19 protein-coding genes and 2 pseudogenes are annotated in these 21,723 nt (G+C 57.2%); 10 read left to right on the top strand and 11 right to left on the bottom strand.

Going from position 1 to position 21,723, the window contains the following annotated elements; genetic code table 11:
• Positions 1 to 135 precede the first annotated feature (135 nt).
• Positions 136 to 1,614, top strand: a complete 1,479-nt coding sequence (locus tag AC0ZWN_RS00830; protein WP_476333675.1) for a hypothetical protein — start codon at positions 136 to 138, stop codon at positions 1,612 to 1,614.
• A gap of 202 nt (positions 1,615 to 1,816) precedes the next feature.
• Here the strand turns inward: AC0ZWN_RS00830 and AC0ZWN_RS00825 are convergent, their stop codons facing one another.
• From AC0ZWN_RS00825 to AC0ZWN_RS00805, 5 genes are all read right to left on the bottom strand, one after another.
• A complete protein-coding gene (locus tag AC0ZWN_RS00825) occupies positions 1,817 to 2,179 on the bottom strand; it encodes a DUF6124 family protein (RefSeq protein WP_186625717.1) in 363 nt (120 codons plus the stop codon).
• A gap of 419 nt (positions 2,180 to 2,598) precedes the next feature.
• Positions 2,599 to 5,103 (bottom strand): fimbria/pilus outer membrane usher protein, encoded by a 2,505-nt coding sequence (locus AC0ZWN_RS00820; RefSeq protein ID WP_476333674.1) that lies wholly within the window; start codon positions 5,101 to 5,103, stop codon positions 2,599 to 2,601.
• A gap of 75 nt (positions 5,104 to 5,178) precedes the next feature.
• Positions 5,179 to 5,919: a fimbrial biogenesis chaperone gene (locus AC0ZWN_RS00815; RefSeq protein WP_476333672.1), complete on the bottom strand. Its 741-nt coding sequence runs from the start codon at positions 5,917 to 5,919 to the stop codon at positions 5,179 to 5,181.
• A 91-nt stretch (positions 5,920 to 6,010) separates the two neighbouring features.
• Entirely contained in the window at positions 6,011 to 6,559 is a 549-nt protein-coding gene (locus tag AC0ZWN_RS00810; RefSeq protein ID WP_093433268.1) for a fimbrial protein, read from the bottom strand.
• Between the two features lie 283 nt (positions 6,560 to 6,842).
• Positions 6,843 to 7,904: a fimbrial protein gene (locus AC0ZWN_RS00805; RefSeq protein WP_476333671.1), complete on the bottom strand. Its 1,062-nt coding sequence runs from the start codon at positions 7,902 to 7,904 to the stop codon at positions 6,843 to 6,845.
• Between the two features lie 454 nt (positions 7,905 to 8,358).
• Between AC0ZWN_RS00805 and AC0ZWN_RS00800 the strand changes: the two genes are divergently transcribed.
• The gene (locus AC0ZWN_RS00800; RefSeq protein ID WP_476333670.1) at positions 8,359 to 9,222 is read left to right on the top strand and encodes a M24 family metallopeptidase; all 864 of its coding nucleotides are present in this window, start codon (positions 8,359 to 8,361) and stop codon (positions 9,220 to 9,222) included.
• A 31-nt stretch (positions 9,223 to 9,253) separates the two neighbouring features.
• On the opposite strand, the gene AC0ZWN_RS00795 is transcribed toward AC0ZWN_RS00800, so the two are convergent.
• Genes AC0ZWN_RS00795 through AC0ZWN_RS00785 form a run of 3 tightly spaced genes read right to left on the bottom strand, consistent with a single transcriptional unit; the run spans position 9,254 to position 11,152 of the window.
• Positions 9,254 to 9,862 (bottom strand): hypothetical protein, encoded by a 609-nt coding sequence (locus AC0ZWN_RS00795; protein ID WP_476333669.1) that lies wholly within the window; start codon positions 9,860 to 9,862, stop codon positions 9,254 to 9,256.
• Entirely contained in the window at positions 9,859 to 10,656 is a 798-nt protein-coding gene (locus AC0ZWN_RS00790) for an enhanced serine sensitivity protein SseB C-terminal domain-containing protein (RefSeq protein ID WP_476333668.1), read from the bottom strand. The genes AC0ZWN_RS00795 and AC0ZWN_RS00790 overlap by 4 nt, the downstream gene beginning before the upstream one ends.
• A 46-nt stretch (positions 10,657 to 10,702) precedes the next feature.
• Positions 10,703 to 11,152, bottom strand: coding sequence for a hypothetical protein (locus AC0ZWN_RS00785; RefSeq protein WP_095126401.1), 450 nt, complete (start codon positions 11,150 to 11,152; stop codon positions 10,703 to 10,705).
• A gap of 157 nt (positions 11,153 to 11,309) precedes the next feature.
• Here AC0ZWN_RS00785 and AC0ZWN_RS00780 point away from each other — a divergent pair.
• From AC0ZWN_RS00780 to msrA, 4 genes and pseudogenes are all read left to right on the top strand, one after another.
• Positions 11,310 to 11,689: pseudogene (locus AC0ZWN_RS00780) on the top strand (avidin-fold protein).
• Between the two features lie 140 nt (positions 11,690 to 11,829).
• The gene (locus AC0ZWN_RS00775; protein WP_116255609.1) at positions 11,830 to 12,084 is read left to right on the top strand and encodes a hypothetical protein; all 255 of its coding nucleotides are present in this window, start codon (positions 11,830 to 11,832) and stop codon (positions 12,082 to 12,084) included.
• Between the two features lie 174 nt (positions 12,085 to 12,258).
• Positions 12,259 to 12,552: a hypothetical protein gene (locus tag AC0ZWN_RS00770; RefSeq protein ID WP_095126398.1), complete on the top strand. Its 294-nt coding sequence runs from the start codon at positions 12,259 to 12,261 to the stop codon at positions 12,550 to 12,552.
• Between the two features lie 85 nt (positions 12,553 to 12,637).
• Complete coding sequence (msrA, locus tag AC0ZWN_RS00765) at positions 12,638 to 13,144, top strand: peptide-methionine (S)-S-oxide reductase MsrA (protein WP_258709771.1); 507 nt, start codon at positions 12,638 to 12,640, stop codon at positions 13,142 to 13,144.
• Here the strand turns inward: msrA and AC0ZWN_RS00760 are convergent.
• Positions 13,107 to 13,784, bottom strand: a complete 678-nt coding sequence (locus tag AC0ZWN_RS00760) for a TetR/AcrR family transcriptional regulator (RefSeq protein WP_476333667.1) — start codon at positions 13,782 to 13,784, stop codon at positions 13,107 to 13,109. The genes msrA and AC0ZWN_RS00760 overlap by 38 nt on opposite strands.
• A 111-nt stretch (positions 13,785 to 13,895) precedes the next feature.
• On the opposite strand from AC0ZWN_RS00760, the gene AC0ZWN_RS00755 reads away from it, so the two are divergent.
• Complete coding sequence (locus tag AC0ZWN_RS00755; protein ID WP_476333665.1) at positions 13,896 to 14,552, top strand: O-methyltransferase; 657 nt, start codon at positions 13,896 to 13,898, stop codon at positions 14,550 to 14,552.
• Positions 14,553 to 14,877: 325 nt separating this feature from the next.
• Positions 14,878 to 15,063: pseudogene (locus AC0ZWN_RS00750) on the top strand (flagellin N-terminal helical domain-containing protein); the annotation flags it as partial.
• A gap of 328 nt (positions 15,064 to 15,391) precedes the next feature.
• Here AC0ZWN_RS00750 and AC0ZWN_RS00745 read toward each other — a convergent pair.
• Positions 15,392 to 17,518, bottom strand: a complete 2,127-nt coding sequence (locus AC0ZWN_RS00745) for a TonB-dependent receptor family protein (protein WP_476333664.1) — start codon at positions 17,516 to 17,518, stop codon at positions 15,392 to 15,394.
• Between the two features lie 189 nt (positions 17,519 to 17,707).
• On the opposite strand from AC0ZWN_RS00745, the gene ppk2 reads away from it, so the two are divergent.
• Complete coding sequence (gene ppk2, locus AC0ZWN_RS00740) at positions 17,708 to 18,523, top strand: polyphosphate kinase 2 (RefSeq protein ID WP_186624330.1); 816 nt, start codon at positions 17,708 to 17,710, stop codon at positions 18,521 to 18,523.
• A 208-nt stretch (positions 18,524 to 18,731) separates the two neighbouring features.
• Positions 18,732 to 18,947 (top strand): hypothetical protein, encoded by a 216-nt coding sequence (locus tag AC0ZWN_RS00735; protein WP_093433233.1) that lies wholly within the window; start codon positions 18,732 to 18,734, stop codon positions 18,945 to 18,947.
• Positions 18,948 to 18,991: 44 nt separating this feature from the next.
• Here AC0ZWN_RS00735 and AC0ZWN_RS00730 read toward each other — a convergent pair whose 3' ends face one another.
• On the bottom strand, positions 18,992 to 21,604 hold the full coding sequence (locus AC0ZWN_RS00730; protein WP_460090739.1) for a bifunctional diguanylate cyclase/phosphodiesterase: 2,613 nt from the start codon (positions 21,602 to 21,604) through the stop codon (positions 18,992 to 18,994).
• Between the last annotated feature and the right edge of the window lie 119 nt (positions 21,605 to 21,723).

The raw sequence follows: 21,723 nt of genomic DNA, 5'->3' as shown, positions 1-21,723 counted from the left end.
GTAGGACAGCTATCACCTTGTCGTTGCTGCGCGGCAAGGTGATAGACCTTAGCAAGTCAGGATAGGCATGAGGCAGCTTTCGATAATGGGATGAGCCCCATAAAATTTGGATTAAATTAAGAAGGATGGAAGCTGATGGATTACTTGCTATGGTCAGAGTCGGTCATTGAGAAACTGGTTAAGGCTGGATTTGAGTATGATCTAGTTAATAAGGCTTTTAAAGAGGTTAAAGCTGATATCGAGTTGGAGTATGAAAAAGGAGAATTAAGCTCGGCAGGCGCTTGTTTCATAAAAGCTTTTGAGAAGTATGACGTCGAACTTAAACTGTCTCGTGAGCGCGGAGAGGGGCGTAGCTCACGTGATCTCGGAAAGTCTTACGAAATGTCAGAGGCTGAAGCGTGCTCTGGATGGCATAAAGGAACTAAGAAAAAGCTAGCTATACTAAGTGGATTTCGCGGAGGAGAAGTGGACTTTTCGGAAAAAAGGAGAAAAGTACTTTACTATCTTCCGCTAGTCCACGTTAAAGAAACCATCACGCTTTCCGATTTTTCAATCAAGCCATTCCTGAATGACAGTAACTACAGCAGTTTGCTATTAGATAGCGTTTTTGATGGCAAAGGTTCTGTTATAGAAGTGGACGGGTTCGAAAGTGGCGACTATCTCGATCGCGAAACGGATTTCAGAATTTTTGATGCACTGGAAAAGTTGAAATTTGGATATTTTTTTCTCAATCCGTCGTATTCGGGCAGTATTGAAGGTTATGTATCGAGTGAAAATTTCGAGTGTTTCAGAGTCATAGAGAAAAATCCAGATGGCGCGTTTGAGCAAAAGGTTGAATTAACAAACGGCATGTTTGCTTTCTCGGAGTCTCTGCAAGCTTACTATGAATATCGCATCTCGCATCAACAAAAGCCAGTACACTTGCACGCATCTCAGTTATCTTATGTTAGTTTTCTAACGAATGGATTGAGCTCCGCAGATCATATGGCAGCAATGAGAATGTATAACCGATGCTGGAGTACTTACTCAATTCATAGTCATTATGATAAAGCCTTGCTGGCAAAGGTCAGCATTGAGGTGTTGTTGAGTTTAAAAGGAATAAAGAAAAAAGAAAGCTCTAAGGTCTTTTGTGAAAAGATTATGGAGGCCATCAATAAATTCTCCAATTCAAGTCGACTGATAAGTCACATTGCAAGGCAGTGCTTTACTCGAGGCTTGGATTTAGAGAAGGAAATCGAACTTAATCTTGATGGTTTGAAGGAGGCCCGCGATAAAATCTCTCATGACGGGGTTCCGGATTACAGTTATGTTAACGTTCCATTTTACCTAGTGTGGTTTCCTCTTTTCTGGTTGGTTATGTTTTGCAATGACAAACTGACTGAGGAGGAAGGTATTCGTTTTTCTTTGTTTTGTGGGCTGATGTGCTTCAGTGTTCGTGATTGGCAGAGCGTTGAATTCACCAAGTTTCCTTCTAGAAAGTCGCATCTTCAGATATATGTTGATGACTCTAGACTTTTTCCGCGATATTTGAAGAAGGCCCCATCTGAATCGTTAATATATAATTGTTTGGAGTCGATCACTCGCTGGTTGAGTGCTGATGGTTGGAGTAATTAGTAAGGTATACCTTTCTGAAAAAAAACCACGATAATCAGAACAGGGGGAAGATCTACTTTCAGAGGAATAGATCCCCCCTTTTCACAGTTCTCGTATAGTTCGTGAGTGTCCGCTTCTAGCCGAAACCTGCCGTTTTGCTCATGTTTTTTTAGGTTCATTTCGTCATGGCGGCAGCTAACCGCCGCCATGGTTAGAGCGCCGTTTATTCCACCGGCACCACGTTATCCAACGCCCGATTCACCGCCAACTCCCCAAGCATTACCACCTGCGCAATGCCTTGCAGCGTCTTGCGTGCCGGTCCTTGCACCAGCCCGATAACATCCCCAAGCATCACCGAAGCCGAGCCGAGTGATTCACTGGCATTCACCAGCAATTCCTCAGTCTTGGTGTTCGGGTTGGCGATAAACATCTTGTTGGTTTGGTATGGGGTGAGCATGATTTCCGGGGCAGGGCCGAGGTAGTGGGAGAGGGCGCGGTCGACGGCTTCGTTGAATTTCTTGGCGTCGGGGGATTCGTCGCCTGCGATTGGATCGGTTTCTGGCGGGTTCGGTGTGATCTTGAACATGATGTAACTCCCTTGTGTCGCTTAAAAGGAGCCATCACCCACTCGCTACCAAACGATGGGTGGCGGCCATGCACAGGTTGGTAGACCGGGACACAAGGAAAACCGGCGCGCTCGAAAGCGCCCTGCGCATGACCACCATAAAAGCCAGGCGAAGACTTTCGCCAATAGTGAAATTGCGCACCTTGTATACACGGGCTACCAAACCCGATCACTGCTATTCAGTGACCGACCCACGATAGAACCCGCCCACCCGGCGCACAAGCCGGCGGATTCTGGCGTAGTCGTAGGCAACGGCGCAAGGCGTTGTAGCCTGTCGGACGTATCTCGGAACGTTTTTAAACCGGTCGTTGAAATGCCAGGCGTGTGAGGCCTGGCATCCTTAAACAGCGTCGATCATCACCGCGCATCAAGCCCCGGTTTTATTTACACACGGCATCCGCCACGCGATAACCATCCACCAGCGGTGCTTTGCTCACGTCCAGTTCGATGCGGCAGCTCTGTTCGGCTTTTTCGCCCCATTTCATTTGGTAGACCTTGCCTTCACCCACCGACAGCAACACTTGACCGGCCTGGCCGACGACGCCGGCGCTGGCGCCTTTTTCGTTGGTGATGGGGGTGCCGAACGGCGGTTGCTTGCCGTCCTTGAGGCGCACGTTGAGCAGGGCTTTTTCCGAGCGGCTGGCGGCGAAGCTGGCTTTGACCACGGCGCCGCGACGGGGCACGACGTTGGTCACGCCTTCTTCGATGTCGATGTTGTTGTCCAGCTCACCGGTGTCGAGGGCCACGCGGTTTTTGCGGTACGGCGTGACGTACGGCACAAGGGCGTAACCCTTGGCGTTGGTCAGGGTGCCGGGGGCGTTGAGGACGCCGACGTCCGGGGTGTCTTTGACTTCGACCAGGGCCACGGTTTCGCCGAGGGTCTGGCCGAATTCGAGGCCATCGCTGTGACCGAGCACAGAGCCTGCGGCGCTCACCGAAGTCTGACGGTAGCCGCTGCCGACGCTGACGCCCGCGCCGAGTTGGGCGAACGGTGCGCGATAGCCGATCAGGGCGGAGCCGTTGTTGCCGCCGTTGTCGGAGCGGTTGGCGTTGACGTTGTAGTTGAGGTTGCCGTCGCGCCCGCTCAGGCCGGCGCGCTGGTCGAGGCTGCCGTCGTTGTTGCGCGTGACGGTGTAGGTGCCGGTGCTGCGCGTCTGGCCGATGGGCATCGACACGCTGAACACCACTTGATTGTTCTGGCCGAAGTTATCGGTCAGGGTCTTGCTCGCGTAGATGCCGTAGGTCACGCCCTTGTGTTGGGTGTTGAAGCCCAATTGCATCTGTTTATCTTCGCGCGAGGTGCCCCAATAGTTCTGCTTGCTCATGTTCAGGTAGAACGAGCCGTAGCTGTCGAGCGCCTGGTTGATGCTGGCTTCGACTTTGCTGCGCTTGGAGAACGTGTTGAACTCGTTCGGCTCTTGCAGGCGCACCGCTTCATCAAAGTCGCGATAGCCTTCGGTGGAATAGCGATACCCGGCGAAGCGTACCGAGGTGCCAGTCTCGAAGGCTTTGCCGTAACGCACGCCAAAACTCTGGCTTTTCTCTTTACCGGCCGTGACGCCGGACCCGCTCGGCACATCGGTCTGGGCCTGGGTCACGTCCAACGACACGGCGCCCAGACTGCCGAGGCTTTTGCCCACGCCCACAACGCCCGCGCGATAGAAATCAGCGCCCAGCAGGCCACCATATAACGTTAGATCGAACGGCAAACCGTACGCCAGCGACGCCTGGGCGAAGGCTGGACGCTGGCCGCCGTCCACGGCGTTGTACTCACCGGCGGTGGCGCTGTAACGCCAGGTTTTTTCCCGCAGCATGTTGGCCAGCGTGGCGTACGGCTGGGTGAAGCGCCGCTCGCGGCCGTCGGCTTCGGTGATGATCACTTCCAGGTCGCCACTGCCCGATGCCGCGTTGAGGTCGTCGATTTCGAATGCGCCGGGCGCCACATAAGTGGTGTACAGCGAGTAGCCGTTCTGGCGCACTTCGACCTTGGCCTGGGTTTCGGCGATGCCGCGAATGATCGGTGCATAACCCTGCATCGAGTCCGGCAGCATGCCCATGTCGGACGCCACCTGGGCGCCGCGAAACGGAATGCTGTCGAACACATCGCCCGGGGTGAAGCTCTCGCCGAGGGTCAGGGTGCCTTTGATCGCGGTCAGATCGCGCTGTGCGTAGGTGTTGCTGCGCTGCCAGTCCTGCTGGCCGTCTTCGTCCTGACGGAACGAGGAGCTGGAGCGAAAACGCCAGTCGCCGAGGTTGAATCCGCCGTTGGCGTAGAGGTTGTATTGCGTGCCGTTGCCTCGGGCGTCGGACTGGGTGTTGGCCGCCGAGAACTGATAGTTGAGCATCGCCGCGTTGATCCCGCGATCCCATTCTTCGGGCGCGACATAACCGGCGGCGTCGCGGCGCAGCGCGATCTGCGGCACGCTGATGTCGAGGGCCAGGCGCCCGGCGTCGAAGCTCACCGAAGCGCCTTCGATCAGTTCGGCAAGGTCGATGCACGCGGGGAATGTTTCACCCGGGGTCAGGAACGCATCGACCTTGACCCCGAGTTCCTTGAGAAACGCCTCGGACAGGCAGGCGCGCACTTCAGCACTTTTTGCGTCCTTGGCGAAGGTCATGTCGCGGCGGTCGAAAAAGCTCTGGTTCAGCCGGATTACCACCGGATACGTGCCGGGGCCAATGCTGCCGCTGTTGGCGATGGCGTCCAGATCGAGGTTGGGCCCGGCGCTGGCGCCGCCGAAGGGCTGCATGAAGCTGGCATCAAACTTCGCTGGTTCGTCTGCGCTCGCCGAGCTGCCCATCAGCGCCGCGAGGATGGCGACCGACAGATGCAATGGAACAAAAGGCGCGGACTGACGATGACGGTTCAGGGCTTCGATTCGCATGACAATACTCAACACTCGGCCGCCACGCGGCATCGGCAGCGTGCAGGCAGGTTCGCAAGGAAAGGGGTGGCGGTGTTACGGGGCGCTGCTCAGCTCGACTTTTTTCGGCTCGCTGTAACCGCCGTAGTCGTTGATCGCGGAGAACACCACCGCGCCGCTGCGGCCGGTGAAACCCGGCAGCGCATAACGCTGGCTGCTCATTGGCGCGACCATTTTCGGTTCATTGACTTCAACGACTTGCGCACCGGCCTCGACTTTCACGCCGATAAAGGACACGTGAAACGCTGTCGGGTTGTTGACCACCAGCACCGGTTTGCCTTGTTCCTGTTGCAGGCTCCAGCGCAGTTGTGGCGGCGCATCCATCGCGCTGCCCTTGAGGGTGGGCGGGCGATAGAAGACTTTGATCCGCGTGCGCATTGCGATTTTCAGGGTGTTGGCGTCGGCCTTGCCGGCCAGCGGGATTTCCTGGGCGTTGAAGTAGAAGACCGATTCGCGGTCCTGCGTCAGATCGCCGGGGACTTTCTGGATGCGCACCATTTGCTCTTTGCGCGGATCGAGGCGAAACAGCGGCGGGGTGGCCACGAACGGGGTCGCGGTGGTGTTGTCGTCGGCCTCGGTGTTGATCCAGGCTTGCACCGCGTAGGGCTCGGCCGTGGTGTTGCTGACCGTGATCGAGGCATCGCGTTTGTTGCCGTCGTACACGATACGCGTGCCGCCGAGCATCACACCGGCCTGGCTGAAACTGCTGAGCAACGTTGCACTCAACAACACGGCCAATACCGATGCGGTTTTGAAGGAGGTTTTTGCTGGGTTCATTGCGTTCATCCTCTTGTCGGCACGGCCACAAAAACCGTGGCAAAGGGAAGGGCATCCGGCGGCGCCAATCGCCGCCGGAGGCTGACCGGACTTACTGGTAGTCGACGGTAAACGCGGCTTTGGCGTTGGCCGGACCGGAAGTGGCTGCGCCGGTGGCGACGTAGTTGGCGGTGAAGCGCAGCGGCTGGGTCAGGTCCAGATAAGGCGAGGATTCCAGGCCCAGTTGCACGTCTTTGCCGGACGCATCTTTGATCTGCACGGCGACGTTGGTGGCCACGCCGGCTTCCGGCAGCAGGCCGATCCACTGGCCGCTGGAACCGGCGTTGCCGCTCAGCGAGAGGAACTTGACCACGGCTTTCTTGCCGGTGACGTTGCAGCCCGGTGCGGTGGTGTCGATGGTCAGGGTGAACGCGCCGCCACCCGCCACTGCACCGGCCGTGGCCAGAGAGGTCGCCGGCACGCTGCCGAGGCCAACGTCGCCGGCACCGGCCGAACCGTTGAGGTCGGAAACCACTACCGGGCAGGTGTTGTCGGTCACGCTGCCGACAAAGTTGATTTCACCGTCAGCGGCCATTGCAGCTTGCGAAGCGGCTGCCAGAACCAGGGCCAGGGACAAACCTTTGAGCGCAAAATTTTTCATGATCACTTCCAGATATTGAGTAAATGTCCTGAAGCCCGAAGGCCCTGAGACGGATCGACGTCGCCATCCCTTCAGGGGCAGAGCGTGGCGTCTGAGGCTCATTATCGGGATGCGGATCCGGGCGCTATGTAGGGAGAATCCCTTTGCTTGTAGGAAAATTCCTAGCGCTGCTATGCGATCAATAAGTCGTCGCCAAAAAAACGCCCCGCCTTTGGCACCGCGCGAAATAGGCGATGGCAAAGGGGAGCGTCGGGAAAAACAGGTGGATTTTTGTTGGCGGATTTCAGCGGTAAGTCACGGTGAAGCTCGCATGGCCATTGGCGGTGCCGGGCTGCGGCGTCGGCCCATCGCCGGTCTGGATATAACGGGCTCGGAGCGGCACTGACGTCACGCCGTTGACGATCCGATTGAGGCGCACGGGCTGACCCAGATTCATCGGCGTGCCGTTGTCCTGCAACACTTGAATGGCCACGCCTTGAGCCGTCGAATCGCTCGACAGGCTCAGGACACCATTGGCCGCGTCGAGGATGGTTGAGGTCTTGTCGGCATCGATTTGAATGTTGGCGAAGTTGCCATTGAAGTAACCGTTGGTGTTCGACGGGTAGTTGTTGCCGGCGATGCAGGCGTTGAGGGTAATGGCGAACGGCTGGGCCTGGGTGGTGGAGTTTTTGCCGTTGAATACGCGTTTTTCCCAAGTGCCCATTGGCACGTTGATCTGGTTGCCGGGAGCGGCCGGCAGAGAGCAACCGGCCAGGGTTACGGTGGCGGTGAAGGTCAGGTCGAACATTGGACCCATGTCCGAAGTGCCAGTGGCGACCAGTTGATTGATGGTGTGGGTGCCGGGCGCGATGTCACCGGTCTTGATCAGCGCATAACGCATCATCGCCTGGTTCATGTTCGCCTGGCTTGGAGCGGTACGATTCATGTTGAAGGGAATGAATCGGCTGGGGTTGCCCGGCGGCGGAATCCAGGCTGCAGCGAAACCCGTCATGTAGATGGCCAGGCCAATGCCGGGCACGTTGGTCTGCAGTAAGGCATTGGCTGGCACATTCAGCACGTCCACCGGAATGTTCACCGCCACCGGACCGACCAGTGTCGTGTTATAGGAAGCGGTGCCATAACACTGCAAGGTGTCACCGAAATTCAGCTGTCGCATGGTGCCGTTGGTGTTCAACGTGGTGCCGATCGGTACGTCTCGCGGCGCGAATACCGCGCCGCCGGTGAGCGTCAACTGCTTGACCGTATTGTTGCCCGTCGCCCAGGTGCAAGCCGCCATCGCCGGCGCCGCCATCAGCATCAACGCCGTTGCGCCAAGCCCGCCCAGCATCCGTAACCCGATCTTCATGGTGTGTGCCCTCCTGAGAAGAAAACGGCCATTCAATGCAGGCTGACTGCATCTGGACGTTGTTGGCGTCGGCCAACGAAGGGCTGAATTATCAGGATCACGAGGCGCGCATCGAATAGCCGGCTTCCCGTTGGCGTGTAGGAAATTTCCCAGAGGTTTCGGTCGCGGCGAGATTCAAGGCGTGTTTCTCGAGGTAATTGCATCGGCTTGATGTTGATCAGCGAACATTGCTGATGCAGTCATTCGAAACTGCCGAAAATCAACTTAACGTTGAATCTCGTTTTACGCTCCAACGCAGCCCGATCCCGTCAACTTGCAGTGAATTCGTTGCCTCGGCCACGGCTGATTCAAGATCTGCTCACTGAGCCGATACAAGCTAAACGAAAAATAATCTGTGGCGAGGATGCAGGCTTCGATCCTTGATCCCCGTCATTCGCGTCCAAGGAGCGACGATTTGAAAAAGCTTGGAATATTTTCATTTTTGTTTTGTACCAATGTGATTGCCACCGAGTCGCGCTACGACCAGTACGCCGCCGGTAACGGAAAACTGGGTGCGCGCATTGCTCAGCTGGATAGCGGGACAATTCTGGCTGAGGAAACACTGCTCGCCCCCATGGCCAGTGACCTTCTGCTCAAGGTCAAACCGATGATCCGCGAGGGCGGTAGCGGTATCGCGATTCAGGACTTTTTACTGAAGCAGTTTTCGCAATACGGCTGGCGGCCGATGGCCGTGGGGTACAAGGGATACCCGGAGGCAGTGCCGGTATCAGTGAATAACCAGGTGGGCAACGCTCCTCCCACTGACAAGCCTTTCCCCGAGGCTGCATTGGTCAAAGTGGAGTTGATCGCCGCATCACCCCAAGCCCATGTTGCCCAGGCATGGACATTCGCTACCCCCGATGCCACTGAACAGCAGCGGCAACTGTTGATGACGGCGCGCCGCGCGCTGCAAAGTGGTATCGCTCAGATTCGGGCCGGCGAGCGTGTATCGAATATCGGTAGCGCGATTCAACAGGAGCTTGATGCCGGCGAAGCGGTCGCCGTGCAGGAGCTGTCGGGTTATGCCATGGGCCAGATGCGGGTTCAGGCACCTCAGGTGCTCGGTTACAAGGGCGAGTACGCTGATGCAGCATTGATGGAGACCGGGCAGGTGTTAAACGTTTATGTGGTGGCAAAGTCCGGTCGCGTCGGCGTGCGGTTTCTGCCGCCGAAACTCTGGACCGTGCTCACCCGGGACGGTGCAGATAGCGTGATGCTGTCGGCGATGGTCGAGGTGACGGAGGATGGGCACCGAGTCCTGAGCAAGTTGATTGACTGAGTCTGACTGAGCGCGACGAGTCATTCGCCGCTCAACTCAAGCGCTTGCGCACCGCCTTCAGCACCGCCTCGATGTACCAGGTTTCGACGCCGATGGCGACGGCTTCACTGGCATCAGGCACTAACTCGATTTGAGTGATGATGCCTTGCTCGCCAAGCAGTCGCTGTGCGTCTTGCAGACGTCTGCGTGTACCCGTGAGCCATAGCCGTTGCGGGCCCGTCAGCAACGCGAGGGTTTGCGGGTAGGTGCACTGCAGTTTTCGGCGCAGATTGATCAGCGCGGGTTTATTCGCCCGGTCGAGTGCCGGGGTCAGTACATACTGTTTGCCCGCCGCCGCGGTCAGGTCGTATTTGTCCTGTAGATACTCCTCGACACTAACGCAATTGGCGACCGTCTCGCGCTCGCCGGACACCACATTGATCAAGTGTGCATTGACACCGACGTAGCAGAACTCTGTCATGCCGTGGACGACGCAGTCCTCGCTGTTACTGCGAATGACCCAGTAATCACCGTTGGCGGACAGCTCACAGTGCTGAATGACAAACCGCTCGGGTTTGCCATCTCTCATCACACCGTCAAACAGCGCGAGCACGATTGCGCACGCCTGATCTGCGGTCAGTTTGGGGTTGAGCTCGGTCACGCTTTACCAAAACCAAACAATGAACGCAGTTTGCTGCCCAACGTCCGCTGATAGAACGGAGTGGTTTGTGTAAAGAAGTAATCGCTCAGGTCCTGCTCACCTTCCTGAATGCGATACAGGCCAACGTCTTCGCCATCGGGTGCGGTGTCCCTGGCAATTTGACTGGCTTCGCGCAAGATCAATTCAATATCGCCGTCCGCTTCGATGCCAACCACCAGGTGAGGTTTTTCATCCGTCGTTACGTTGTACATCAGCGCCAGAAACCCACGTTTGATGTTGCGATGTTTGGCGAATAGCTGCGTGAGCGCGTTAACCATTTTTGTTGGATATTGCGCGGGCTGCCCGAGTTGCACGTGGGCGTCTTTTTCCAATGTGCGTTGTGTGGTCCGGCCAATCTCGGCGGACAGCAGGTTCTGCACTTCTCCCGGGAGAAACTCTTTGCCATAGGGCGACTTCGGTTCCAGGAACAGCGGAGTGCCCAGTGTCATTTCAAACAGGGATCTGGCCGGAATTTCCAGATAGGACTCGCCACGAGCTATGGACTGTTCCAGCGTTTGCAGCGAGGTAAAAAACGGGATGACTGCCGTGCCGTCCTGCTTTTCCCAATGTGCGATGCTGATTTGGCTGCCAGCCTCAAGGTCAATGTGTCCCTTGCCCGCGCCGGTCGAGCCCGGGACATAAACCATTGAGTTCAACAGCGTCTTAAAAAATTCAGGTCGGCGGGCAGGTTCTTTCGCAGCCAACTCGAGCGATTGTTCTAGGGTGTTCTCTTCCAGGGTATTGCTGATGTCCATCGGTGGTTCCATAAAAACAGACAAAAAATGAATGGCAAAGAGTAGATCAGTCGCTGCTGCACCCTAGCAGGATCCAGCGTTTCCCTTGAGCGTGTACGTCGTAGGCAAACTCCCAGAAAACCGGATAACCCGGGTGCCCCTTTACGTATCTGAAGGCGCTTATCTGGTCAGCCTCATCGACATGTGCAAGTTGCATCATCTCGTTGGCAAGTCGCGTGATTTCTTCGCGTTTAACGTCAAGCTCAATCGGACCAATCCCTGGTTCACCGGGATATAGCAGTAACTCGATCACGTCCTTTTGCACCTCGGCAATGGATGTGGTCGTTATGTTGGCGACCACACTGCGCGGCGAGATTGCGTTTTCAAGGGCATCAACTAATGGCTGACTCGCATCGAGCGGGCCATAGACGTTTACCCATACCTGATAGTTGAAGCCGTATAGAAGGTGTTCCAAACGTTGGAATGCTTCAGGCCTGTCGTCGCGACTTACTTTCATACGCCTCCCTTGTTGTAACGGCTTGCTCGGCAGAACCCTGAGCAGTTTTTTACGCGCCTGTGAAAAGGTTCAGAAAAGCCGGCTGATAAATCCGAAATTCGATGGGGTAGGATGCTCACACACTGGAATAGCCTTCTACATCAAGGACGCGATATTTATGGGAACCCTTTTTTCTCAAGTCAGCGAACGTTTGCATGATCGCCGATTCGCGGTAGCGAATAATACGCAGGACTGTCGGGTCGCGGCACGGTGTTTCATTACTGTGTTGAGGGTTCGTGCATTTCCAGCACTTACCAGGGCGGCCGGATTCGAATGGGGCACCAAGTGGGGCGCGTGACCGGCCCTGACACCATTGAGTTGCTGTTTCATTGCCTGACGACTGAGGACGAGGTTCTGTCCGGTTGGTCCCGTGGCATTGTCGGGGTGGATGACGGGGGACGAACGACTTTGAGCTTTGTGTGGGGGTGGTTGTCCGGTGCCAGTGGAGGCGGGGAGTCGAGTTACGTTGAGGTATCCCCGGACCGTATGTCGGCATAGATTCGGTCTCGTTTAGCCCGCTGATTTGGGCGCCTGTTCAGTAATAAAGCGCTGAGGCTCAGCACGGCCAATGACATCATGCCCATTTCCGGTGAGGGCATAGGGCCGACTGTCTGCAAGGAATAGAGGAGGGATATTTGATGAGCAAACTGTCAGCAATGATCGCGCAAGCGAGTGTGGGCCTTTCCGTACAGCAGCGTATTTCGGATGAGAAGTGGGCGGCAATTGCGCGCCAGTGTGGGTATGAAGAGATTGCTGAAATTCGCGATCGAATTGACGCGCTTAAGGCTGAGTTGGCGACCGTTGAGGATTGGGATGGTGATACTCAGGATGAGATTCATCGGGCGATTGCTCAATTCACCAGGTTGCTGGAGCTCGCGTCTAATGGTGTTTAGCGGGTGAATGTGCTGTTGTCATAACTTTTGTCTCTTCAATCCGCGATTGGCGCTTTGGACCCGAAGCTGAATGTCGTTAACGCCGGCAACCGGCCAGAAACACCTCATCTAAATTGTGGCTTTGCAGCCATGTTAAGGTCTCAAAACCAAGAGAAAATCCACGGAATTAAAATCATGGAACGGATTCGACTCACCCCCGCGCAATATCACACCGACGACAGCTATTGGCGACTTTTCAAGGCTGAAGATGGTTCTGTCTACATCCTCGTTGAATGTGAAGCGTCTTTTGTGGGGTACCAATCCATGATCAAGCTCAACGCCGAGGAGATGCGTGACTACCACGGTTTGGGCTGGTTATCGATTCAGTATCTGGCTAACCGAATCAATTACTTTGTCAGTGATTACAGCGGCCGAAGGATTACGGGTTCTTTGCTTGAGGAAGCCAATCAGGTTTCTGCGCAGGAATAGTTCTATTGGCTCAGCCCCTTGGAATCCGCCAACCCGCCCTCATAACCATCGCTATACCCAACACCCCGAAGAGGAACGACACGCCATGACCACTCAAACCGAAACCGCCATCCTCGCCGGCGGCTGCTTCTGGGGCATGCAGGATCTGCTGCGGCGCTATCCCGGCGTGTTGCAGACTCGCGTCGGTTACACCGGCGGCGACGTGCCGAACGCTACTTATCGCAATCATGGTGACCACGCCGAAGCTATCGAAATCACCTTCGATCCGGCGGTGATCAGCTATCGACAGATCCTCGAGTTTTTCTTCCAGATCCACGACCCGAGCACAGCCAACCGGCAGGGCAATGACCTCGGGCGCAGCTATCGTTCGGCGATTTACTACCTCAGCGAAGCGCAACGCGACATTGCCGAAGACACCGCGGCCGACGTCGACGCCTCAAAACTGTGGCCAGGTCGCGTGGTGACCGAAATCGAACCGGCGGGGCCGTTTTGGGAAGCGGAACCGGAACACCAGGATTACCTCGAGCGTATTCCGAATGGCTACACCTGCCATTTCATTCGGCCGAACTGGAAGTTGCCGAAACGCGGGTGAGAGGTGCACGCCGCTCATTCAGCGCCAGCGCATAAGCACTGAACATATCCGCCAGCCCGTCGGCGCATACCGAGATTTCTTCCTCGGTACGAGGGCTGCCGGAAAAATCCTTGCCGACCGAACTGAGCGTGGTCAGGATCAAATCGCATGCTGCGGTGCGGATCTGCTCACCGACCTCGGGCAGCAATTCCTCCATGAATGTCGCGAAAATCTGCCGCCCGGCCGCGCGCACCTGGTGGGCCTCGGGAGCGTTGCGGTAGAGCGGGGCGGCGTCGTTCAACGCGCCGCGCATCTGCGCTTCGTCGCACTCTGAACGAATGAATGCCTGCACCAGCGTGCGCAGGCGAGTGAGTGGCGGCTGCTCAAAGTCTTGCAGAATCCGCTGCAACATCTGCGTGGTGTGTAGCCACTCATCGCTCTGCAAACGGAACAGGATCGCCGCTTTGTTGGGGAAATACTGATACAGCGAGCCGATGCTCACACCGGCCTTTTCTGCCACCCGTGCGGTGGTGAAACGGCTGGCCCCATGCTCGCTCAAAACCTGAATAGCCGCTTGCAGTATCGCCGCCACCAGCTCGGTGGAACGTGCCTGCTGCGGCTGTTTGCGTGAGGAAATACGGGCAGTCTGGCGGTTGGTCATGGGCAGCTCGGGCGTCCGTGGGAATGCGAATAGCGCAAGAAGCGAATCGCTCGCATCATTTAAATGCGACGAATTGCTCGCATTCTAGTTCCCGACTGACGGAAAGCAATCATGACGACACTGACCTCTGAACCCCTCGCGAGCCTGATCGAAAGCCTCTACTCCCAGGCCAGCGCCGCTACCAGCCCGATGCTGGAAACGGTGTCCGGCGAAGAGCGCGAGCGCCTGATGCACAGCAAAACCGAATACCTGAAACTCTATGAAATGCTCAAAGACCTGTGGCTGCCGGTCTCTCGCGGCACCGGCAAACTGCTGTACATGCTGGCGCGCAACACCCGGGCCAAAGCCATCGTCGAGTTCGGCACCTCGTTTGGCCTGTCCACCCTGCACTTGGCGGCGGCACTGCGCGATAACGGTGGCGGAGTACTGATCGGCAGTGAGTTCGAACCGTCGAAGATCGAGTTGGCGCGGCATCATTTCGTTGAGGGTGGCGTCAGCGATCTGGTGGAAATTCGCCAAGGCGATGCGCTGGTGACGTTGGCGACGGATCTGCCGGAGTCGGTTGATCTGCTCCTGCTCGATGGTGCGAAGGCGTTGTATGGCGATGTGTTGGGGCTGGTCGAAAAACATCTGAAGCCGGGCGCGCTGGTGGTGGCGGATAACACCGACTATTGCCCGGAGTATCTGGCCTACGTGCGGGCGGCGCAGAATGGGTATTTATCTTTACCGTTTGCGGATGACATTGAACTGTCGATGCGGCTGGGTTGAGCCGGTTTCTTCAGGGAGCCACTGGTTGATATGTGGCTCCAATTTGGACGGGCGGGAAACCAGTAAAAACACGGGTGGAAATCCTAGATTTGAGAAAACTTTCCTGTCTGACTTTCTCGATGGCTAATCTCGACTGCGACTGCCACCAATCAACGCTAATCAGTAACAGAGCGAATCGCTATCCCTGATAGGGGCAGAACATTTCTAAATACGGTATAGCGCATAAAGGTCTGAAAACCTGTTACTTCTTACAGTATCCGAAGCGAATAAACTGCTAGAGCATGGTGTTTCACCAATGTTTTATTCATAAAAAGGGAGATACATCATGGCACTTACAGTTAACACGAACCCGACTACATTGAATACTCAACAAAAACTTGCTAAGCCGTCGGATGCGCTAAGCACATCGATGACCAGATCAAGCAGCGGACTTAAGATTAATAGTGCGAAAAATGACGCGGCAGGAACGCTGGACGAACAGCGTACTGAAACATCGCCGCTTGAAGGAGAGCAGCATCGTACTGACGAAGAGCTGCCAAAAGGGAGTTAGGCGCCGCTAACTCGGAAGCCAGGTACTGAAAATCTGTGCCGGTACCTGGCTCTCGTCAGCAGATGATTCCTCTAGGCTTCGCAACCAGTGCTTCGCATGATTGTTTTATGCTGAATGAACATCCGTCTTCGCGGGCAAGCCCGCTCCCACAGGGTTAAGCGGCATGTTCACAATAACGGCATCACACAAAAACCTGTGGGAGCGTGGTTTGCCCGCGAAGAGGCCGGAATGCATTGCATCATAGTCACCTGACACACCGCGATCATAAACAGGCCCGTCCTTGGTAGATTTAGAGCAAACTCCACGAAACCCCGACATAAACCCCCATTCCTTCACCCGGCGTAGACCGCGCCGCATCCAGCCCTTTGTCGTCATACCCCGGCGTGACCGTGGCCGCGTAGTGCTTGTTGGTCAGGTTGCGCATATCCACCCACGTCTGCCAGTCACCCTTCGGCGCGTTATAACCCAGCGTCGCGCCAAACAGTGCATAAGGATCGGCGTAGTAGCTGTTGGCGTAATCCACGGCAACTTTCGACACCAGTTGCGTATTCACCGCTGCAAAGAAACCCTGCGGCCAGTCATAACGCAACTCGCCCTGGTAGTAATGCATCGGCAACCCCGGCAGGCGGTTGTCGCCGAAACGATCATCATCGCGATAGTGGAAATCGCTGAAGGTATACGCCTGACGCAGGCGCAACTGGCGGCCATCGGCGGCAGACCAGAGTTGGCTGTTGAGACTCGCTTCGACACCTTGGTGCACGGTCGGGCTGGCGTTCAACTCATACGGCGTGACGGCATTGGCATCCGGCAACACCGACAGCAGTTCATGCCGCACTTGCGCGTAGTACCACGCCAGACTCCATTCGCCGACGGCGCTGTTGCCACGACCGCCCAACTCCAGCGTGGTCGCGGTCTGGTTTTGCAGTTCGATCGGGTCTTTCTGCGTGCCGGTCGCGGCGCCATTACCCGCCGGGAAGCGCACGTTGGAGCTGTAGATCAGCGACCACGGATGCGGCGCTTCAACCGAGCGGCTGAGGTTGCCGAATACTTGCAGATCCGGGGTGATCTGGTAGCGCAGGCCCAGGCGCGGTGCGTAATCCCAGTCGTTCATGCTGGTTTTGCCGCCGCTCTGCGGATAGGTCACGGCGCTTTCGCGGCGGGTGTAGATGGCGGCGAGACCCGTAGTCAGCCACAGGTCGTCAGCGATTTCCAGATCGTTGCCAAAGTGCAGAGCGGTGTCGGAACCCTGATAGGTGAAATTGCGCATGCGCGTGCCCGGCACGTAGCTTGCGGTGTTGCCGGTGGGGATGCGCACAAACTCACTGGCGCCGTCGTTGGGCAAGTGTTTGGTCACGCGCAAGCCGACGTTGCTGCGGCTTTCCATGCCGAAAATCGTGTCGCGGCGTTTGTAGTCGAACGTGCCGCTGACGTCGGTGTAGGCGACTTTCAAGCGATTAGGGCCTTCGCGCAGGTCCATCGGGTAGTCGTGATAAACGAGGCCGGTCTGGATGCTCGAATCGTCGTCGATGTAATAAGTGGTCTTGTTGCCGATGAACGTGCTGCCCGGCTGCTTGCGGCTGTCATCGCGTGCCACATAGGACGGATTGGCCGCGCGAGGCGAGTGCTCGATGGAGTGCTTGGTCACGCGGCCGGCGAGGTCGTTGTCGGTCTCGCGGTAACGGATATAGAAGCGGGTTTCCAGGTTCGGGTTGAAGCGATAGCCGAAATTGGCGATCACGCCTTTGCTCTCGCTGGCGGTGTGATCCTGATAGCCGTCGGCGTTGGAATCAGTCAGCGACACGTAGTAATCGAAATCGCCGAGCACTTGTCCGGAACTGACCTGGCGCTGCTGATAGCCGTGGCTGCCGGTGGCGTAGCGCACCTGAAGTTTCGGTGCGTTGTAACCGGTGTGGCTGACGTAGTCGATGGCGCCGCCCAGTGCCAGCGAACCGCGATCAAAACCGTTGGCGCCGCGCAGCACTTCAACATGATCGACCCACAGCGGTTCGAGCAATTCGTATGGCGTGCCGCCCGGACCGCTCAGTGGCAGGCCGTCGAGCATCGTGTACAGCCCCGACGCATGGGCGCCCGGCGCGCGGTTGATGCCCGAGCCACGCACTGAAATCTTCACGCCTTCGTTGCCCGCCGACTGCGCATAAACCCCTGGTTGATAGGCCAGCACATCCTGATTGCTCGCCACGCGGCCCTGCAACGGCTGACGCATGTCGACCACGTTGGTGCCGCCGGGGACCTGTTCAAGACGGGTTTTGGCCTCTTCAATGCTCGCGTCTGAGCCGCTTTGCTCGTCGGCCGAAATCAGCACTTGCCCCAGTTCCAGACCTTGAGTCTCGGCCATTGCCGGGCCGGCGAGAGCCAGACCGAGCAGGGCGGCGGGCAGTGATTTGGACGCGGGCATCGAGAAAACTCCAGGCAGACAAGGGCAGGGCAATGAACAGTGCGACGCAACAAAGAACGAAGGAAACACATGGCAATTTTGCTTTTTGCCCGGCAATGGCAAACAGCACGTCATGAACTAACCTCACGTGTCTGGTGTATCCCGTCAATCAACAGTCTGTTTCTGCATTTATTGGAGAGGGCCAAGGTCATGGCAAAAGGCAAAAAGAAGGCCGCCACAGCGCCTGAAAGTCTGAAGCTGAAAAACAAGGATTACCTCGACCAGTTGCGCAAACTGCATGTCGAACTGGTCAAGTTGCAGGACTGGGTGATCGCCAAGGGCGTTAAGGTCTGCATTGTTTTTGAAGGGCGCGATGGCGCCGGCAAGGGCGGCACGATCAAGGCGTTGACCGAGCGCGTCAGCACGCGTGTCTTTCGCGTGGTGGCGTTGCCGGCACCGACGGATCGCGAGAAAAGCCAGATGCATGTGCAGCGTTATCTGCCTTATCTACCGGCAGCGGGCGAAATAGTGATCTTCGATCGCAGCTGGTACAACCGCGCCGGTGTCGAGCGGGTGATGGGCTTCTGCACCGACGAGCAGGCTGACAAATTCCTCAAATCGATTCCCTTGGTTGAACACGCCATCGTCCAGTCCGGAGTGATCCTGCTCAAGTACTGGCTGGAAGTCAGCCCCGAAGAGCAGACCCGCCGGCTCGAAGCGCGAATCAACGATGGTCGCAAGACCTGGAAACTGACACCCATGGACTTGAAGTCCTACAGCCGCTGGTACGACTACTCACGGGCGCGGGATGAAATGTTTAAACACTCCGACACCGAACACGCGCCGTGGCTGGTGGCCGACTCCAACGACAAGCGCCGCGCACGGCTGAACATCATCACCGATGTGCTCAGCCGCATTCCGTATGAGGATGTGAAACGCGAGAAAATCGAGCTGCCCAAACGGCAGAAACCGGGCAAGTACCGGGATCCGGATTATCCATACCGGCGCGTGGCCGAGAAGTTCTGACAAACTGCCACAATCCCTGTAGGAGTGAGCCTGCTCGCGATAGCGGTGTGTCAGCCAACACATCCGCCACAGACGATCCGCCATCGCGAGCAGGCTCACTCCAGGGTTCGATGGTGTATCCAAAGCAAACAGTCCATCCGTCGACTGCGCTGAACCACTGCGCTGACCTTTCTTTCTACCGGGGAAGTCCCTCACGAGATCATCCCCGATGTTCGATCAGCGCAAACAAGAAAAACTGGCGGCATGGCGAAAGCTGGCGACGCAATCGCAGATGCGTCTGGACCCGGAAGAACAGTACGACGAACTGCTCAAGGCAGCCGACGAAATGGAGGAGCAGGGACTGATCACCAGCGCCGAGTGGCGGCAACTGGTGCGGGATGCGGGCAATGTGTTCATCGGGGATACGGGGCGATCAAACGGTTGAACCCGCCGCAAACGGCTACAGCGATGGATCCGCCCTGTAGCCGTTCAGGTCACTCGACCTGTCTTCGCTTTCAACTGTGCACCTCTGGAATCCTGCAGCAACCGCGCAAACGCTGCTTTGTCGATCGGCCGGCTCATGAAGTAACCCTGCACCTCATTGCATTGATCGACCCCGAGAATATCCAGCTGTTCTTCAGTTTCGACCCCTTCGGCAGTCACGGTCAGGCCCATGGCCTTGCCCAGGCCGATGATCGCCTGCACCACCGCGCGATCGTTAGTGCCGCTGCTGATCGAGGCGATAAAGCGCTTGTCGATCTTGATCCCGTCAAACGGGTAGGCGCGCAGGTAACCGAGCGATGAGTAACCGGTGCCGAAGTCGTCCATGTTCAGGCGCACACCCAATTCCTTCAGGGCATTCATGGTGGTCAGCGCGCAGTCGGTGTCGTTGAGCATCACGTTCTCGGTGATCTCCAGTTCCAGGCGACTGGCCGGGAAACGGGTCTGTACCAGCACTTCGCGAACATCCTCGACCACATCGCTGAGGGCAAACTGCGCCGGCGACAGATTGACCGACAGCAGGATGTCTTCCGGCCAGCCGAGCGCGGTTTCGCAGGCTTCGCGCAATACCCAGCGACCCAGCGGAACGATCAGATCGGTTTGCTCCGCCAACGGAATGAACAGGTCAGGGCCGAGCAGGCCTTTGGTCGGATGTTGCCAGCGCACCAGCGCTTCGACCGAAACGATGTGCTTGCCATCGATCTTGTAGCGCGGCTGATAGTGCAGGATGAATTCGTTGTGCTTGAGCGCATGGCGCAGGTCATCCTCAAGTTGTCGGCGGGTCTGGATCTGATCGCTCATGTGCGCTTCGAAATAGCACCAGGTGTTCTTGCCCTCGGATTTGGCCTGATACAGGGCAATGTCGGCGTAACGGATCAGGTCGCTGGGCACATAACTGTGGCGCCGGCTGAGCGCGATGCCGATGCTGGCGCCGATGTGCAGCGGATGCTGCTCGAAGACCACCGGTTGATGCAGGCTGGCGATCAGGCGGGTGCAGAACTTGTCGATTTCGTGATGACTGTCCATGCCATTAAGCACCACGATGAATTCATCGCCGCCCAGACGCGCGACGATGTCCAGTTCGCGAGTGCATTCACGCAGGCGTACGGCGACTTCCTGCAGCACTGCATCACCGGCCGGGTGGCCGAGCGAATCGTTGATCGGCTTGAAGTTGTCGAGGTCGATCATCAGCAACGACAGCGGCGGCGCGTGCTCCTTGAGCAGCAGCGCTTCATCCAGATAACGCGCGAGTTTGTTGCGATTGGGCAGGCCGGTGAGGGCGTCGTGCATCGACAGATGCTGGATTTGCGCATGTGCTGCCACTTCGTCGGTGATGTCGCTGGCGGTGCCGCGATAGCCGATGACCGCGTGCTTGTCGAAGATCGGCCGGGCGGAGAGCCGGCAGTGGCGTTGCTGGCCGGCGTGGTCACGGTAGGTGCAACGCAAGTCACTGGCGCTGTCTTGCTCGGTGAGATTCCTCAGCCACAGTTCCAGAGGCGTGGTGTCGCACAACAGAAGTTGACCGATGTCTTGCCCCAGCCACAGGGTTTGCGGATAACCGGTCACTGCGCTGAAGCGTGCCGAAAGGTAGGTCAGTGCCAGGGTGCGGTCGACTTCCCAGATCCAGTCCGACGCGGCTTCGGCCACCGCGCGAAAGCGTTCTTCGCTGGCTTCCAGTTCGCGGTTGGCGTTCTCCAGAGCGTGATTGGACGTTTGCATGACAGCAAAACTCTGATCGACGTACTGCGATGACCGCAACGCGTGGCGGAAGAAGTACGCGGTCAGCAGCATTAGCACCACTATCGTCGCGCCGAGTGGTGGCAACAGTGACCACAATAAATGTTGCCCGGGCCGCTCCAGATCGGCGATCAGGCTGTAACCGGTGTTGTCCAGTGGCACCCGAGGGCGCTGCGGGTCGATGGTCTCGTCCGGCGCCAGGGTCAGGTTGTTCAAGCCGTAACCGCTGCCGATCAGACGCAATTTGGTCGGCGTGAGTTTGTCGACGAACACCAGCACCGAAGTTTTCTGCGGGTCGCCGAGTGGTCGCTCATCGTTGGGAATAATCGCTGCCGCCGAGACCAGCGCCGGCCAGCCTTCGAACAGTGAATAGCGACTGACTGGCTTGGTCAGATCACCTTGGCCCAACGCTTGATCGAGTAACTCCGTGGCGCTCACCTGCACGAACGCGGACAACTCGGCAGCGACCATTTGCCCGCGCACCACCGCGTAGCGGGTGCCTTCACGATTGAGCACGAACACGCCGTCATAGCCGTCACTGGTGAACAGGGTTTTGCCGAGGTTCTGCTCGGTGTAGGCCCAGTCGGTGTCGACCTGACCGCTCAAATGCTCGTAGGCCGTGGTCCAGTAGGCGTAGCTGGTGATGTAGTTTTTCGAGGCGGTGATGCGGTTTTCCAGCGCGCGAGCGGAATAGAAGCGGGTTTTGTTGATCTCGTCGTTGTCGAGGCGTTCGGCAATGCCGAGCAAGGCCACGGCGGCAGCAATCACGCCACTGACAAACAGCGCACCGACCGCGAAGGCCAGGCGGCGGGTGACGGCGCTCTGGCGCGGTGGAAGCGGGGCTGCAAAGCTGGAAAGGTCCATGTGCTCGTCCTTGATCCGCTGTCTTCTGAATCTAGAACCACGGCGCGGGCGCAATGTTCAGATTCTTCTGGGGGACTGCATTGAAAGCGTAGTGAAACCCGCGTGATTTGCCTCCCCAA

This window comes from Pseudomonas sp. 3B-A001-10F (assembly GCF_056313565.1).
Note: the sequence above shows the minus strand (reverse complement) of the source record. Positions and strands in the feature narration are given on the sequence as shown.